We start from the raw sequence: 14,091 nt of genomic DNA on the forward strand, positions 1-14,091 counted from the left end.
GTCCCGTTCCCGGCCGGTCCGCAGCGGGGGCGCGGGCCGGCCCGGCGGGCGTCACACGACGCCCGCCTTGTGCGCGAACACGGCCATCTGCAGGCGGTCGCGGAGGTCGAGCTTGCTGAGGAGGTTGGACACGTGGAACTCGACGGTCGCCTGGCTGACGTACAGCTTGCTCGCGATCTCGGTGTTGTTCAGCCCGTCGGCGACCAGGGCCAGCACCTCGTGCTCGCGTTCGGTGAGCGACTTGACGGCCTCGGGCGGGCGGTACGGGAGCCCGTTCTCGAAGCGGCTCAGGAAGCTGCTGGCGACCTGCGGCGCGAAGAACGCCTCCCCCGCGCGATCGCCCTGATCGCCCCGACCAGCTCGTCCTGGGCGCTGGAGCGCAGCAGGAAGCCGCGGGCCCCGGCGCGCACGGCGTCGAACATGGCCTCCGGGTGCTCGGTCAGGATGACGCTGCGCACCGAGCCCGCCAGCGGGTCGGCGCGGAGCCGCTCGGTGACCTGGACGCCGTCGAGGCCGGTGAGCCGCTCGGTGACCTGGACGCCGTCGAGGCCGGTGAGCCGCTCGTCGACGAGGGCCACGTCCGGCCGCAGGCCCCTGGCCTGGGAGACCGCCTCGAACCCGTCGCCGGCGTCCCCCACGACGCGCAGCCCCGGTTCGGCGGCGAGGATCGAGCACAGTGCCGTGCGCAGCAGTCTCTCCGAGTAGCAGATCAGGACCCTGATCTCTGTTTCAACCCCGTTCATGGGGTCTCATCTCAGACACGCGAGGGCGATGTGCCGTGACGGGAGGAGTCCGGCGAGCGGTTCCCTGCCGGTGACGACGACGCCGGTGAAGCCGAGGGCCGGCAGCGGCGGCACCCGGCCCTGCGCGAGCCCGTCGGCGCGCGGATCGTGGTCGCGCTGTCGCGGATCGCCCTGCCGTGCGTCGTCAAACCCGTCGACGACACCGGCTCGCTGAGCGTGGTGCTCTGCTCCACGCCCGGGGAGGTAACCGCCCACTGCCGGCGGATCATCTCGGCCGGCGTCAACGTGCGGGGGCAGGCCACCGCGAGGACCCGCGGCGGCAAGGCGATCGTCGGCCACGAATCCGACCTGTACGTCTACGAGGCCGGGGACGCGTCGATGTGCGGCGGCATCGTCTACGAGCCGCTCGCCAACCTGCCGGACGGGACGATCAGCCTGGAGGACATCGCCGAGGCGTGCACGGTCGACCGCGCCGACCCGCAGATCACGCCTCCGGCGCTGGTCAGCCTGGAGACGCCGCAGAACCGGTGCGGCGGCCCGCCGCTCCAGCTGGACTACCTCGCCGAGGTGGCCCAGCTGACGCGCTCGCACGGGGTGGCGCTGCACCTGGACGGGGCGCGCATCTTCAACGCCTCGGTCGCGCTGGGCGTCACCCCCGCGGAGATCGCCTTCTACGCCGACACGGTGCAGATCTGCCTGTCGAAGGGCCTGTGCGCGCCGATCGGGTCGGTCCTGGTGGGCGATCGGGCGATCATCGCCCAGGCCAGGCGGATGCGGAAGATGCTCGGCGGCGGCATGCGCCACCTGTGGGGCACCGCGCCCTGCGCGGCCTGGCCGCGTACTCCGGCGTGCTCAACCTGGCCTACGGCGCGTACTTCGCCGTCTTCGTGCTGTGGGTGGTCGGCGGCGGCTCCCGCGTGGGGCTCAGGCTCACCCCGGGCCAGTACGGCTTCCTGGCGGCCACGCCGGCGGCGGGGGCGGTGGCCGGCTCGGTGCTCGCCGGGCGGCTCACCCGGCCGGCCGGTGAGAACGGCGCCCTGGTGGGCGTCACGCTGCTCAAAGGGCTCCTGCTGCTGGTGCCGCTGCTCGTGCCCTCCCCGCTCGCGGTCTTCCCCGCCGCCGCGGGCATCGGCGCGGCCAACGCCGTCACCAACGTCGTCTCCGTCTCGCTGCGCCGGCGGCTCATCCCCGACGGCCTGCTCGGGCGGGTGAACGCCACCTGCCGCCTGATCGGCATGGGCGCCATGCCGCTGGGCGCCGCGGCCGGCGGCCTGGTCGCCTCCCTCGCGGGCCTGCCCGCGGTCTTCTGGGCCGCCTGCGCGCTCTCCCTGCTCGGCGCCGCCCTGGTCCCGCGCGGCGGGGAGGCCGGGAGTCCGGTGCGGGAACGCCTCGGGGCCGCGAACGGCGGATGATGAGGACACTGAACCGGCCCGCCACCGGGAGGTGGCGGGCCGGCGCGTGCGTGCCCGGGGGGAGGGGGTCAGGTCGCCGTGCAGGTGAGGGTGGGGGTGCCGCCGGTGCCGGAGCCGGTGAATCCGAAGCTGGCGGAGGCGCCGGCGCCCAGTGAACCGTTGTAGGCGACGTTGCGGGCGCTGACCGCGGACCCGCTGGTGGTCACGGTCGCGCTCCACGCCGAGTTGACCCTCTCACCGTTGGCGAAGGTCCAGTTCACCGTCCAGCCGGTGATCGCCCTGGAGCCGGCGGTCACGCTCACGTCGGCCTGGAAGCCGCCGGACCACTGGGAGGTGACGCGGTAGGTGGCCGAGCAGCCGCCCGGGCCCGGGGTCGGGGTGGGCGTGGGGGTCGGGGTGGGAGTCGGGGTCGGGGTCGGGGTCGGCGTGGGGGTCGGGTCGGGGTCCGTGCCGCCGGTGAAGTTGACGTCGCTGCAGAAGTAGTACGACTGGTCGAGGTGGCTGGCCTGCCAGACGGTGTAGACGATGTGGTGGCCGCTACGGCCGGGCGCGTTCACCGGGATGGCCGTGCTGGTGCCGGTGGGCCTGCTGCCCAGCTGGTTGACGAGTTCCAGGTCACTCCACTTCAGCTGCTGGGTCTTGGGGTTGAAGCCCTGCTTGGTGACGTAGACGCGGATGTAGTCCGCGCCGTGCGAGGCCTGGTCCAGCAGGTTCATCGTGAACGAGGCGGGACGGTCCACGGTCTTCCACGCGCCCACCGTGTCCATGGAGTTGTAGCGGCCGCCTTCGGTCCGGCCGCCGCTGCACAGCTGCCCGTCGGGGATCGCGGCCTGGTGGTTGCCGCCGACGCCCTCGCGGAACAGCCCGTTCCAGTTCCACATCGCGTTGGGGTTGCTCTGCCAGGCCTGCCAGCACATGGGGTCCTGCTGGGCCATCGCCGGGTTCTGGAAGTCACCCCCCCAGCGCTCCCAGCAGCCGTAGTTACGCGAGGGCGGGTCGCTGATCGAGCCGTGCGCCGCGGCGGGGCCCGCCGTCACGGTGGTGAGCGCGAGCGCGGTCGCGACCGCGACCAGCGCCGCGACGACCATCCGCCAGACCGGGATCCGGTGGAGGGATGCGACGTCGGACACGTGTGCCTGGTCGCGCAGGAGTCGGAGCGTACGTGACCTCATCGGGTACAGGTCTCCTTTTCGAGTGCCGGGGGACGGGTCCTGGCGCGCCGAGTGAGGGCGGAGTTCTCACGCCAGAGGGTCCCCACCGTCGCCCAATCCGCATTGGGGGGCAACAGTGATCTACGGCTCTCGAAGGGAGACCGGCCTGGAGCTGGCCATACGCCACAAAACGTATGAAAGGTTCATTTCCGAATGATTTTCCCTGGGGCAGCCTACGGCGGAACTGATGTGCGACCTGCCGCATGGCCGTCCTCCCGGGGGCGTCACATCGCCCGGATCGGGCCTGACCGGAGACGTGCGGTCTCGCGTGGAACGTAACGAGATCTAGCTGAACGACACCGACTGCAGGTTGCAGTTGGTGAGCCATGGCCCGGGGGAGACCGGTGCCGCGGAGCAGGCCCAGCTCGCGGTGATGCCGGTCGTTCCGGCGGGAATGCCGGTGAGGCCGGCCGACCCGCTGAAGTCGCCGTACGGGTAGTGGCCGCTGCTGCACTGGGCCGTGACCCCCATGGACGTGGCCCCGTCGGGCAGCGTCTGGGTGAACTGGAACGCGTGCGTGGCGGGGACCGCGACCAGGCCGGGGGTCGCCGAGGGCGGTGAGGTGTGGAGCCGCACGTTCGAGGGATACCAGTCGCGGATGTCTCCGAAGTGGTTGGAGCTGACGCAGTCCACCGTGGCATGCAGTACGGCGGTGGTCGCGGCGGCGGGCTGCGCAAGGCCTACGATGCCCAACGTGCCGGTGACGACCAGCGCGGATCCGAGCGCCAGCCCTCGACGAACCAGTTTCGCAGCGAACATCGCCGTTCCTCCTCAATGCTTCTGACATCGGCCACCGCGAATTCAGCATCCTTCGCACGACACGGTCAACGGCCGAGCGATTTCAACAGAGCCACAACCGTCACGGCGGCGAGATCCCGAAGACCGAATCCACCGCCGGTCAATTCGGTGTTCTTCAGGGGAACGACCGCCGGGTAGAACGTGCAACCAGCGGCGTTGACGCGATTCCTACGGACGCCGGACCGGAAGGCGTATGCCTGATGTTTCGGTCTGCCGGTCGCGCGCCGCATCAGGCACCTTTGAAAGATTCATCGGGCCGGCATCCCGAGCACCGCGCCACGAACGATCCCCCTCCCCCAGGGCAACGGCCTCGTCGTCGCCACCGGACCCAACGGTTTGGGTAAGTCCGATTTCGTCGAAACCTCCGAAATAACGTCGACCGGACAGAACTCACGCCGGAACACCGGATCGCAGATCTGGACGAGCGGTTTTCGGAGTCAGACCCACACCTCCGCGGTGTGGGCGTGCCCGCGGCTGCCGCCCACTTCCACCGTGAGCGCGGTCCTGGCCCTGCGCACGCTGCGGTCGCTCTTCCTGACCGATCTCACCGGCCAGGGCAACGTGATCCTCACCTCGTCGACGGTCCTGGACGGGTCGGAGACCGCGAGCCGTACCCGCTTGCCGGCGCGGTGGACCAGCAGCGTGCAGGGACCGTCGACGGCGAGCGGCCCATCCGGGGTCTCGACCCTCCCCGCACGCCAGAAGACGGCGGCGGTCACACCGTCGCGCGAGATGGCCTGCACCGCCGCGGAGTTGGCGAGGATCTCGATCCGCCCGTCGTAGGCCTCCATCTGCGTGATGGAGGCGTCGGGCAGTACGGCGTAGGCGTAGCGCGCCTTGCGGGGATCGACGCCGTGGTCGATGAGGATCGTCGTGTAGTGCCTGGTGACAGCGGAGGTGTCGCCACCGGTGGTGGCGCCCTTGTCGATGTCGCGCCAGCGGCCGGTGCGCTTTGTGCGGATCACCTTCGCCTCGGCGCCGTCGAGCAGCGCGTAGCCGGCCACCCCGGGCAGGTGGATCCAGCCGTCGCCCCGGGTCAGCGGTGGATGCCGGTCGTGGGTGTTGCGGTTCTCCACGATGGTCTCGACACGGCGGCCGTCGGAGGCGGTGATGCCGGCGCCGAGGGCGATCACCGCGTCGTCGAGCAGGAACCACGCCTTCTTGGCCCGCAGTGAGGAGCCACCGGCGATCAGCCTCATGGCCGCCACGCCGTACTCGCCGTCGAGTGCCACGCCGCCCGCCCACGGGGTGGCGGGCAGGCGACGGTGGTCGTGCGGAAGATCGGCGCGTCTGCGGGTGTCGACCGTCGTGCCCGGCAGCCGGTACGGGTCGATCGTGGGCCACAGGTCGTCGTTCCAGTGGGTCAGATCGCCGGTGTAGAGGTAGGTCATGCCGTCGCCGGTGTACCAGCCGTGCAGATTCTCCCGGTTGATGGCCTCGGCGGCGCCGATGCGCTGCGAGCTCATCGCGATCGCGTACGCCCAGGTGGGACGGCGGTGCACGACCCGGTCCATGTCGGCGAAGACGTACGTGCCCGTCGTGCGCGGGCCGACCGGCACCGACGGGTCCTCCAGCAGGGCCGTGGCCCTCGCGATGCTCGCCGGCGGTGCCAGCGTGCCGTAGGGGATGACCTGGTTGCGGGTGAGCCAGCCTTTGACCAGCGGCCGCCACCGCCGGGCATGGCGCTCGGGCGCCGTCTCCAGCAGGGTGAGGACGGCCTCGACCGCCTTGTGTCCCGAGTGGTGGTCGCGGTGGCCCTGCACCGAGATCTGCCGGCCGCGTACGCAGTCCATCATCAGCCCGTCGAAGACGAACGGCACGAACGAGCGATCCACGAGGTCGTAGACGTTGCCGGTTCCGGTGATCTCCCACGGGGAGCTGGAGAGCATGGCGATCAGCTTGGCCACGCTCTCCAGGTAGTCCACGCCGTAGCTGCCGGTGTAGGGGTACACGTCGTGCTGGATGAACGATCCGTCACGGTAGAAGCCGTCGCCCGGGCCCCTGGTCGGCCGCAGCAGGTCGGAGACCGCGTTTCCGGCCCGCCTGACGAGGCGGGCGTCGTGGGTGAGCACTCCGCGCATCGCCACCGCCATGGCCTTGCCCGCGCGGTTGGCGCCGGTCTCGACGACGCCGGGGTGGCTGACGCGGCGCTCCGGGTCGGGGCACCAGCGGCGCACGGGGCGCAGCCACCGCTCGAGGCGGCCTGAGGGCAGGCCGTCGTACAGCAGGGCGCAGGTGTCGGTCAGCGCGCGCGGGACGCCGATCTCCCACCAGAACCAGTTGCTGCCTCGCCGGTCGAGCCCTTCGTGGTAGGCGTGCTCGTACAGGAAGTCCAGCGCCCCGACAGCGCTCTGGGCGACCTGTCTGTCTCGGTGCATGGCGGTGCCCGGCGTGGCCCAGGCCAGCGCCAGCGTGCGCATGCGGTTGTAGGAGCGGTTGAAGTTGCCCGTCCGGGGGTCCGACAGCGGCAGGTCGGGCCACAGGCTCGGGCGACCGGCGGCGGGCTTCAGCTTGCGCAGCACCGCGTTGGCCGAGCCTTCGAGCGCCCGCGTCCTGTCGGTATAGGTCCTGTCGGTATGAGCGGAGTCGTACGACCCGCCGGCCAGCAGGCTCACCCACCGCTCACGCGCGGCGTCGAACGCCGCGGCGCCGGCCGCCTCGGCCGGTCTGTCCCACAGGGCGAGACCGGCCACTGTCGCGGCGCTCAGCAGGGCGGACCGCCGACTGAGGGGGTGGGTCATGAAGGCTCTTCCGGCGGTAGGGCAAATTTCAGATGAAAAGATCATAGGTGGACAGGTGAGTGGGCTGTTCGACTCCGGTGACGGTGAGCGGGCGCACGAACGTCGCCGGGAACACGCGGTACCCGGCTCAGGCGAAGACGAGAGCCCGGTCAACGTGCTGCGCGAAGACATCGACGAGACCGCCGGCAAGCCCAAGGGCGGACAACCGCAGACCGGAGGCCACACCCGGATTTTCGCACCTCACAACATCTTCGATCCTGCGGCGATCGCCGAGGTGCTGACCGCAGATCCGTCGTGTATCCGCGTCTCTCCGGAATTGTTTCCGCGTGTCTTCGCCGTCTCGCGGGGGCTTGCTCGTCATGTCGAGCGGCGGGGGTATCGGCTCGGGATGTCGACGAAGAATCCCAAGGCCGCCTTCCATATCCTGATAGGCACCCGGCAGTGGGGGGTCGAACTCGCCGAGGAGCGGGAATTGACAGATCCGCCACCACCGCGTCCGCTGTTTCGACCGCATGGCGGGCCGCCTCGGCGGAAGCTTCGTCCGCCTGTAAATTACATGATTCGCCACGAAGAAACACATGATGGGCCGGATTCTGGTGACCGAGTGGTCAATACCGTCTTTACCTCGGCCCGTTTGAAAATTATCCTCGGTCGATCAAAAGATCCGTCCCCGTAGGAGAAACATGCAAAAAGGTACTTGGCTCCGCCGGCTCGGCCTCGTCTCAGCGGTAGTGGCGGCCGGCCTGGCGACCACACCCGTGGCCGCACACGCCGACGGCTATGACACCCCCCGCAGCGCCACTGCCGTGGGGGCGGGCAACACCTACGCGGCCGGGTTGGCGGCGGCCGAACAGCGGGCCCGGGCGGCCGTCCTCGCGGTCGGCCACGACTGCACCCCTGGGACCTACAACACCATGACGACCTATGTCTCCCCGGGCGGCGGCACCTGGGTCTTCCAGTCCACTCACCAGGCGATGTGCGTCGACTGATCAAGCTCGGCCTCTGCCGGGCAGCGGGGCAGGGTGGCCCCGCTGTCCGCGGCGGAGCGACGCCCAGCCTGCTCCCCAGAAGTGATCAGTACGGCTCAAGTCGACCACAGCAGCGCGGCCGACCTCACGCCAGCCGCCGCCGGTCATCGGGATGAGGAACCTTCCCGCCGGTCGGGCCACCACCGGGAGGCGGCCCCGTACCGGCGAAGGATCAGCTGGGATCGTAGGCGAGGTTGGGGCGCAGCCAGCGCTCGACCTCGGCGAGGTCGAGGCCCCGGCGCAGGGCGTAGTCCTCGACCTGGTCCCTGCCGAGGCGTCCCACGGTGAAGTACCTCGACGACTCATGGGCGAAGATCAGCCCGCTCACGCTGGCGGCCGGGGTCATCGCGAAGGACTCGGTCAGGCCCATGCCGAGCTTGTCGGCGCCGAGCAGCTCGAACAGCTCCCGCTTCTCGCTGTGGTCCGGGCTCGCGGGGTAGCCGAGCGCGGGACGGATGCCGCGGAAGCGCTCGGCGTGCAGGTCCTCGATCCGAGGGTCGGCGTCCGGCTCGAACCAGCCCCGCCGCGCCTCCAGGTGGATGTGCTCGGCGAACGCCTCGGCCAGGCGGTCGGCCAGGGCCTTCACCATGATCGACCGGTAATCGTCGTTCTGGGCCTCGTAGCGGGCCGCGAGCTCCTCGGCGCCGTGCACGGCCACGGCGAACCCGCCCAGGTGGTCCCCGGCCGGGGCGATGTAGTCCGCCAGGCATCGGTTGGGCCGGCCGTCGGGTTTGGCCGTCTGCTGGCGCAGCATCGGCAGCCGGAGACTCTCGCCGGGACCGTCGATCACGATGTCGTCGCCCTCGGAGTGGGCGGGCCAGTACGCGTAGGCGCCCCTGGCCTGGAAGCTCCCCTCGGCGATGATCTGGTCGAGCATGGTGTTGGCGTCGTCGAAGAGCTCGCGGGCCACCGGCTGGTCGAGGATCGCCGGATACTTGCCCTTCAGCTCCCAGGCCAGGAAGAGGAACTGCCAGTCGATCATCGCCCGGAGGGTCTCCAGGTCCGGCTCCACGAGGCGGACGCCGGTGAAGGCGGGGACCGGCAGGTCCTCGAAGGAGACCCGCTCGGGGTTCGCGCGGGCCTGGTCGACGGTGAGCAGCGGGGTGCGCTGCTTGTTGGCGTACTGCTCGCGCAGGCGCTCCTGGTCGGCGCGGTTGCTCTGCTCCAGCACCTGGGCCCGGTCGTCGTCCATCAGGTCGGAGACCACGCCGACGACGCGTGAGGCGTCGAGCACGTGGACCGTGGGGTTGTCGTAGGCGGGGGCGATGCGGACCGCGGTGTGCTGGCGCGAGGTGGTGGCGCCGCCGACCAGCAGGGGCAGCTTCAGCCCGCGGCGCTGCATCTCCGCGGCGACGGTGACCATCTCGTCCAGCGACGGGGTGATCAGCCCGGAGAGCCCGATGACGTCGGCGCCCTCGGCGACCGCGGTGTCCAGGATGACCGAGGCGGGGACCATCACCCCCAGGTCGACGACCTCGTAGTTGTTGCAGCCGAGGACGACGCCCACGATGTTCTTGCCGATGTCGTGCACGTCGCCCTTGACGGTGGCGAGCACCACCTTGCCCTGGCCGCGGCCGGTGTCGATGCGCCCCTCCAGCCGCGCCTGCTCCTTCTCGGCCTCCATGTAGGGCTCCAGGTAGGCGACCGAGCGCTTCATCACCCGCGCGCTCTTGACCACCTGCGGCAGGAACATCTTCCCCGACCCGAACAGGTCGCCCACGATCTTCATCCCGTCCATGAGCGGCCCCTCGATCACCTCCAGGGGGCGTGCCCGCTGCTGCCGGGCCTCCTCGGTGTCGGCCTCGATGAAGTCGACGATGCCGTGCACGAGGGCGTACGACAGGCGCTCCTCCACCGGGGCGTCGCGCCAGGCCAGGTCAACGACGCGGCGCGTGCCGGAGCCGCTCACCGTCTCGGCGAAGGTGACGAGCCGGTCGGTGGCGTCGTCACGCCGGTCGAAGATGACGTCCTCGACGAGTTCGAGCAGGTCGGCGGGGATGTCCTGGTAGACCGCGAGCTGCCCGGCGTTGACGATGCCCATGTCCAGCCCGGCGCGCACCGCGTGCAGCAGGAACGCCGAGTGCATCGCCTCGCGCACGACGTCGTTGCCGCGGAAGGAGAACGACAGGTTGGAGATGCCGCCGCTGGTCAGCGCCCCCGGGCAGCGCTCCTTGATCTTCGGCAGCGCCTCGATGAACGCCTTGGCGTACCCGTTGTGCTCGCTGATGCCGGTGGCGACCGCGAGCACGTTGGGGTCGAACACGATGTCCTCGGGGGCGAACCCGGCCCGCTGGGTCAGCAGGTCGTAGGCGCGGGCGCAGATCGACACCTTGCGCTCGGCGGTGTCGGCCTGCCCCTGCTCGTCGAAGGCCATCACCACGACGCCCGCGCCGTAGTCACGGATGATCCGGGCCTGCTCCAGGAAGGCCTCCTCGCCCTCCTTGAGGCTGATCGAGTTGACGACGCCCTTGCCCTGCACGCACTTGAGCCCGGCCTCCAGCACGCTCCACCGCGAGCTGTCGATCATGACCGGGATGCGGGCGACCTCGGGCTCGGTCGCGATCAGGTTCAGGAAGGTGGTCATGGCCTGCACGCTGTCGAGCAGGTCGGCGTCCATGTTGACGTCGAGCAGGTTGGCCCCGCCGCGTACCTGCTCCAGCGCGACGTCGACGGCCGCCTGGTGGTCGCCGCCCTCGATCAGGCGGCGGAAGCGCGCCGAGCCGGTGACGTTGGTGCGCTCGCCGATCATGACGAACCCGGTGTCCGGGCCGATCTCGAAGGGCTCCAGGCCGCTGAAGCGGGTGCGGGCGGCCGGTGCCGGGATCTGGCGGGGCGGGAGGCCTGACACGGCGGCCGCGATCCGCTCGATGTGCGCCGGCGAGGTCCCGCAGCACCCGCCGACGACGTTGACCATGCCCGTCCTGGCGAACTCGTCGAGCAGCGCCGCCGTCTCCTCGGGGGTCTCGTCGTAGCCGCCGAACGCGTTGGGCAGGCCCGCGTTGGGGTGGCAGGCGACGTAGGTGCCGGCGAGGCGTGCCAGCTCGGCGACGTGCGGGCGCATCTGCTCGGCGCCCAGCGAGCAGTTCACGCCGACCACGAGCGGTTCGGCGTGCCGGATCGCGCTCCAGAACGCCTCGACGGTCTGTCCCGACAGCGTGCGCCCGCTCAGGTCGACGATCGTCACCGAGATCCACAGGGGCAGGTGCGGGGCGACCTCGCGCGCGGCGGCGATCGCGGCCTTCGCGTTGAGCGTGTCGAAGATCGTCTCGATCAGCAGCAGGTCGACGCCGCCCTCGGCCAGCGCGCTGATCTGCTCGGCGTACGCGGCACGGACCTCGTCGAACGACACCGCCCGGTAGGCGGGGTCCTCGACGCGCGGGGACAGCGACAGCGTGACGTTCAGTGGGCCGATCGAACCGGCCACGAAGCGCCCGCCCGCCTCGTCGGCGGCCTGGCGGGCCAGCTGCGCGGCCCGCACGTTCATCTCCCGCACCAGCGACTCCAGCCCGTAGTCGGCCTGGCCGATGCTCGTGGCGGTGAAGGTGTTGGTGGTGGTGATGTCCGCGCCGGCCGCGAGGTACTGCCGGTGGATGTCCAGGATGACGTCGGGACGCGTCAGGTTCAGCAGGTCGGGGTCGCCGGTCACGTCGCGCGGGTGGTCGAGGAACCGGTCGCCGCGGTAGTCGGCCGGGGTGAGCGAGGCTCCCTGCAGCATCGTGCCCCAGGCTCCGTCGAGCACCAGGATTCGCTGCCCCAGCAGCTCTCGCAGGGCCCGCGCGCGGTCCTCGGCTCCCGGCGCGCCACCGGGTACGAGGTCGTGCCCGTGCTCGTCGTGCTTCGAAGATCCGTTCACCGGTCAGCCTCCCGTCGTGGGAGGCGCCCTTACCGGAAGATCCAGGCCGAGCGTGGCGGGCCTGAGCCCGTTGCAGCGCCTCTCGGCCTTGAGATCGAGAATACCGAGGGTTGGGACGAGACGCCAAACAGCGGTCCACAATCCGGAAAGATCCTGTCCATATACCGTCACGGGATCCCCATCCCGCGAAGGCCACCGCCTACCCCCCGTTTCGGACCGTCTCCGCCTCCTGGACCGTCTCATAATCCGTGGGTCGTGGGTTCATCATCGATGCGGGCCCAGGCCCAGGCATACCCGCGGGGTCCCTTGGCTCCCTGGCCGGCGCGGTAGCGATGCCAGTGCCGCTCGGCCACCCTTGCTGCGACCTCGGCCGCACTCACCTGAACGCCCTCGAGTATGACCCGCCGGTTGCCCGCGATCGCCAGTACGTATCCCATCCGGTGCTCCTCCAGGGTGGCGCGCAGGCGCGGGTCTTGCCCATAGACCTCATCCCCACTCACCCAGGCCGATCTGGCAGTTCTCGATTGATGTCGGCCAACAGCCCGCGCACGTACGCTGCGGCAGCGCGACGGGGCTCGATGCGGCCGAACCGACGGGCGATCCGGGCCATCAGCTCGTTGAAGATGACCATCCAACCGTCAGGGTCCACGCTGTGGCTCGCGGCCACCGCGTGATCTTTCGTTGTCCTCACAAACCCCGAATGATCACGCGGTGGCCGTTGTCATGTGACACCAACGCCTCAAGATCGCGAAGTGTCACTGGAGTATTAGTTCACCGCCGCCGGTGGGCGGAGGTTTTTCCGATCGCCCCGGCGACAATCCTGCGCCGGCATCGCCACCTCGTAGCACGCAAGTGGACCTTCACCGACCGGGGGCACCCGGGACGGCCATGCACCCGCCGGCCGGTCAAGGCACTGATTATTCGGATGGCAAGGGAGAACCCGACATGGGGTCATCGGAGAATTAACGGCGAATTTGCCCGGCTGGGCTACCCGATCGCGGCCTCCACGGTGTGGGAAATCCTGCACATGTCGGGTATCGATCCGGCGCCCGCCGGTCCGGGCCGACCTGGCGGCAGTTCCTGACCGCCATCTGCGAGCGCGTCATCGGCACCCTGCGCCGCGAACTCCTGGACCGAATCCTGATCCTCAATGAAAGCCACCTGGCCCGCATGCTTCAGGAGTATCTGATCCACTACAACGAGCACCGGCCGCACCAATCCCGACACCAACGACCCCCGAACACCGGAACGCAGCCCACCCGGGACACGACCGATCTCCTCGGCCTTCGCTCCATCCGCCGAAAACTCGTCGTCGCAAGCACGATCAGCGAACACCACCACGTCGCTCAACCGCAGCTCAGGGCACGTAACTCAATATTCGAGCGGCACACCCTCCGGCCCAGACCGGCGATCCGCCGGTAACCCCGGTCCGGATTCTCGGCGGCCAGGCGCAGCACCAGGTCTCGGAGGGTGGGTCGGATCGGTGGTCGTCCCGGCCCGTGCTTGGGGTAGGTCCAGCGTCGCTTCACCAGGTCGGCATGCCAACGCAGCAGCGTCCGCGGTGTGACGAACAGGTGACATCGACGGCATCGAGGAAGAAGCCGCGCAAGCCCGGAGAGGATCGCCCGCGGTCCACCAATGACAGCCTGGGAGCCGCGACCTGGCGGCGGAGAACAGCCAACTGATGCCGCAGTACCAGGATCTCTGCGTCCTTGGACGCCTGCGATCGGACGAGTAGCGCGATCCAGCCGAAGGTTGGTAAGACGATCAAGTACAGCAGCCGCAGAGCCATTCTGCGATCCGGCCGGAGCCGGGCCATCGAGCACAGCAAAATCCCAGATCAAACCCGGTGACACGATATTCGGCACCCACAGGTTTCACGAACGGCCCGCACGCGTTTCCGCGGAACCTCGCAGACCCCCGCGCCGACGCACCACCTTTCCGGCCGGTGTCCGACGCCTCGCAACTTCGGAGGCGACACGGCGACCAGGAATTTGCGACCATCGCCGTGTGCCCGGCCATTCGTGTCCCAATATTGGCGAGCACCAACCGGAAAAGAAGGTATTGGAGCACGGCCATGGAACGCAGGGAACCCAATGTCATCCTGCGCGGAGGTCCCGCGCGGATCCCGGAGACCGAACGAATTCGTCATCACGCCGATCCGGATTCCGTAATCAAGTTGCTGTGGGGCAACCGTTACGAGCATTTCAATCCGACCGATGAGACGGCGAGCGCGGGGCTGCGCGTCATGGAATGGACGGGCTTCACCTGCGTGGCCGAATGACCGCCACCCGACCCGGAACCC

General features: G+C 69.8%; 11 protein-coding genes, 2 pseudogenes and 1 riboswitch. Of the genes and pseudogenes, 6 read left to right on the forward strand and 7 right to left on the reverse strand.

Annotation, left to right across the window (positions count from 1 at the left end; all coding sequences use genetic code 11):
• Positions 1-51 precede the first annotated feature (51 nt).
• Together ACTOQ3_RS12705 and ACTOQ3_RS12710 are read right to left on the reverse strand one after the other, a co-directional pair.
• Positions 52-291, reverse strand: coding sequence for a response regulator transcription factor (locus ACTOQ3_RS12705; RefSeq protein ID WP_440083727.1), 240 nt, complete (start codon positions 289-291; stop codon positions 52-54).
• Positions 288-743: a response regulator gene (locus tag ACTOQ3_RS12710; RefSeq protein ID WP_440083733.1), complete on the reverse strand. Its 456-nt coding sequence runs from the start codon at positions 741-743 to the stop codon at positions 288-290. Before ACTOQ3_RS12710 ends, ACTOQ3_RS12705 begins: the two co-directional genes overlap by 4 nt.
• Positions 744-1,028: 285 nt before the next feature.
• On the opposite strand from ACTOQ3_RS12710, the pseudogene ACTOQ3_RS12715 reads away from it, so the two are divergent.
• Together ACTOQ3_RS12715 and ACTOQ3_RS12720 are read left to right on the forward strand one after the other, a co-directional pair.
• Positions 1,029-1,487 (forward strand): annotated as a pseudogene (locus ACTOQ3_RS12715) (beta-eliminating lyase-related protein); the annotation flags it as partial.
• A 62-nt stretch (positions 1,488-1,549) separates the two neighbouring features.
• Positions 1,550-2,155, forward strand: coding sequence for a hypothetical protein (locus ACTOQ3_RS12720; RefSeq protein WP_440083734.1), 606 nt, complete (start codon positions 1,550-1,552; stop codon positions 2,153-2,155).
• Positions 2,156-2,223: 68 nt separating this feature from the next.
• Here the strand turns inward: ACTOQ3_RS12720 and ACTOQ3_RS12725 are convergent, their stop codons facing one another.
• The 3 genes from ACTOQ3_RS12725 to ACTOQ3_RS12735 form a co-directional block, all read right to left on the reverse strand.
• Positions 2,224-3,327 (reverse strand): lytic polysaccharide monooxygenase auxiliary activity family 9 protein, encoded by a 1,104-nt coding sequence (locus tag ACTOQ3_RS12725; RefSeq protein ID WP_440083589.1) that lies wholly within the window; start codon positions 3,325-3,327, stop codon positions 2,224-2,226.
• Positions 3,328-3,651: 324 nt separating this feature from the next.
• Positions 3,652-4,125, reverse strand: a complete 474-nt coding sequence (locus ACTOQ3_RS12730) for a hypothetical protein (RefSeq protein ID WP_440083590.1) — start codon at positions 4,123-4,125, stop codon at positions 3,652-3,654.
• A 476-nt stretch (positions 4,126-4,601) separates the two neighbouring features.
• Positions 4,602-6,905, reverse strand: a complete 2,304-nt coding sequence (locus tag ACTOQ3_RS12735) for a polysaccharide lyase 8 family protein (protein ID WP_440083591.1) — start codon at positions 6,903-6,905, stop codon at positions 4,602-4,604.
• Between ACTOQ3_RS12735 and ACTOQ3_RS12740 the strand changes: the two genes are divergently transcribed.
• Both ACTOQ3_RS12740 and ACTOQ3_RS12745 read left to right on the forward strand, forming a co-directional pair.
• Positions 6,904-7,581, forward strand: a complete 678-nt coding sequence (locus ACTOQ3_RS12740) for a hypothetical protein (RefSeq protein ID WP_440083592.1) — start codon at positions 6,904-6,906, stop codon at positions 7,579-7,581. The genes ACTOQ3_RS12735 and ACTOQ3_RS12740 overlap by 2 nt on opposite strands.
• Positions 7,582-7,588: 7 nt before the next feature.
• The gene (locus ACTOQ3_RS12745; protein WP_440083593.1) at positions 7,589-7,894 is read left to right on the forward strand and encodes a hypothetical protein; all 306 of its coding nucleotides are present in this window, start codon (positions 7,589-7,591) and stop codon (positions 7,892-7,894) included.
• A gap of 211 nt (positions 7,895-8,105) precedes the next feature.
• On the opposite strand, the gene metH is transcribed toward ACTOQ3_RS12745, so the two are convergent.
• Complete coding sequence (gene metH, locus ACTOQ3_RS12750; RefSeq protein ID WP_440083594.1) at positions 8,106-11,786, reverse strand: methionine synthase; 3,681 nt, start codon at positions 11,784-11,786, stop codon at positions 8,106-8,108.
• A 14-nt stretch (positions 11,787-11,800) separates the two neighbouring features.
• Positions 11,801-11,876, reverse strand: a riboswitch (S-adenosyl-L-homocysteine riboswitch).
• 173 nt (positions 11,877-12,049) lie between these two features.
• Positions 12,050-12,289: pseudogene (locus ACTOQ3_RS12755) on the reverse strand (IS701 family transposase); the annotation flags it as partial.
• A 508-nt stretch (positions 12,290-12,797) separates the two neighbouring features.
• On the opposite strand from ACTOQ3_RS12755, the gene ACTOQ3_RS12760 reads away from it, so the two are divergent.
• Together ACTOQ3_RS12760 and ACTOQ3_RS12765 are read left to right on the forward strand one after the other, a co-directional pair.
• Positions 12,798-13,208: an integrase core domain-containing protein gene (locus tag ACTOQ3_RS12760; RefSeq protein ID WP_440083595.1), complete on the forward strand. Its 411-nt coding sequence runs from the start codon at positions 12,798-12,800 to the stop codon at positions 13,206-13,208.
• 655 nt (positions 13,209-13,863) lie between these two features.
• Positions 13,864-14,070 carry a DUF5988 family protein gene (locus ACTOQ3_RS12765; protein ID WP_440083596.1) on the forward strand — a complete coding sequence of 69 codons (207 nt, stop codon included), beginning with the start codon at positions 13,864-13,866 and terminating at the stop codon, positions 14,068-14,070.
• Positions 14,071-14,091: the final 21 nt, after the last annotated feature.

The organism is Streptosporangium sp. LJ11, assembly GCF_051918945.1.
Lineage (GTDB): Bacteria > Actinomycetota > Actinomycetes > Streptosporangiales > Streptosporangiaceae > Streptosporangium.

Excerpts from the sequence above, each read along its gene's own strand:
- ACTOQ3_RS12710 (WP_440083733.1), bottom strand. The coding sequence starts at position 743 with ATGAACGGGGTTGAAACAGAGATCAGGGTCCTGATCTGCTACTCGGAG.
- ACTOQ3_RS12725 (WP_440083589.1), bottom strand. The coding sequence starts at position 3,327 with ATGAGGTCACGTACGCTCCGACTCCTGCGCGACCAGGCACACGTGTCC.
- ACTOQ3_RS12730 (WP_440083590.1), bottom strand. The coding sequence starts at position 4,125 with ATGTTCGCTGCGAAACTGGTTCGTCGAGGGCTGGCGCTCGGATCCGCG.
- ACTOQ3_RS12740 (WP_440083592.1), top strand. The coding sequence starts at position 6,904 with ATGAAGGCTCTTCCGGCGGTAGGGCAAATTTCAGATGAAAAGATCATA.
- ACTOQ3_RS12735 (WP_440083591.1), bottom strand. The coding sequence starts at position 6,905 with ATGACCCACCCCCTCAGTCGGCGGTCCGCCCTGCTGAGCGCCGCGACA.
- ACTOQ3_RS12745 (WP_440083593.1), top strand. The coding sequence starts at position 7,589 with ATGCAAAAAGGTACTTGGCTCCGCCGGCTCGGCCTCGTCTCAGCGGTA.
- ACTOQ3_RS12765 (WP_440083596.1), top strand. The coding sequence starts at position 13,864 with ATGGAACGCAGGGAACCCAATGTCATCCTGCGCGGAGGTCCCGCGCGG.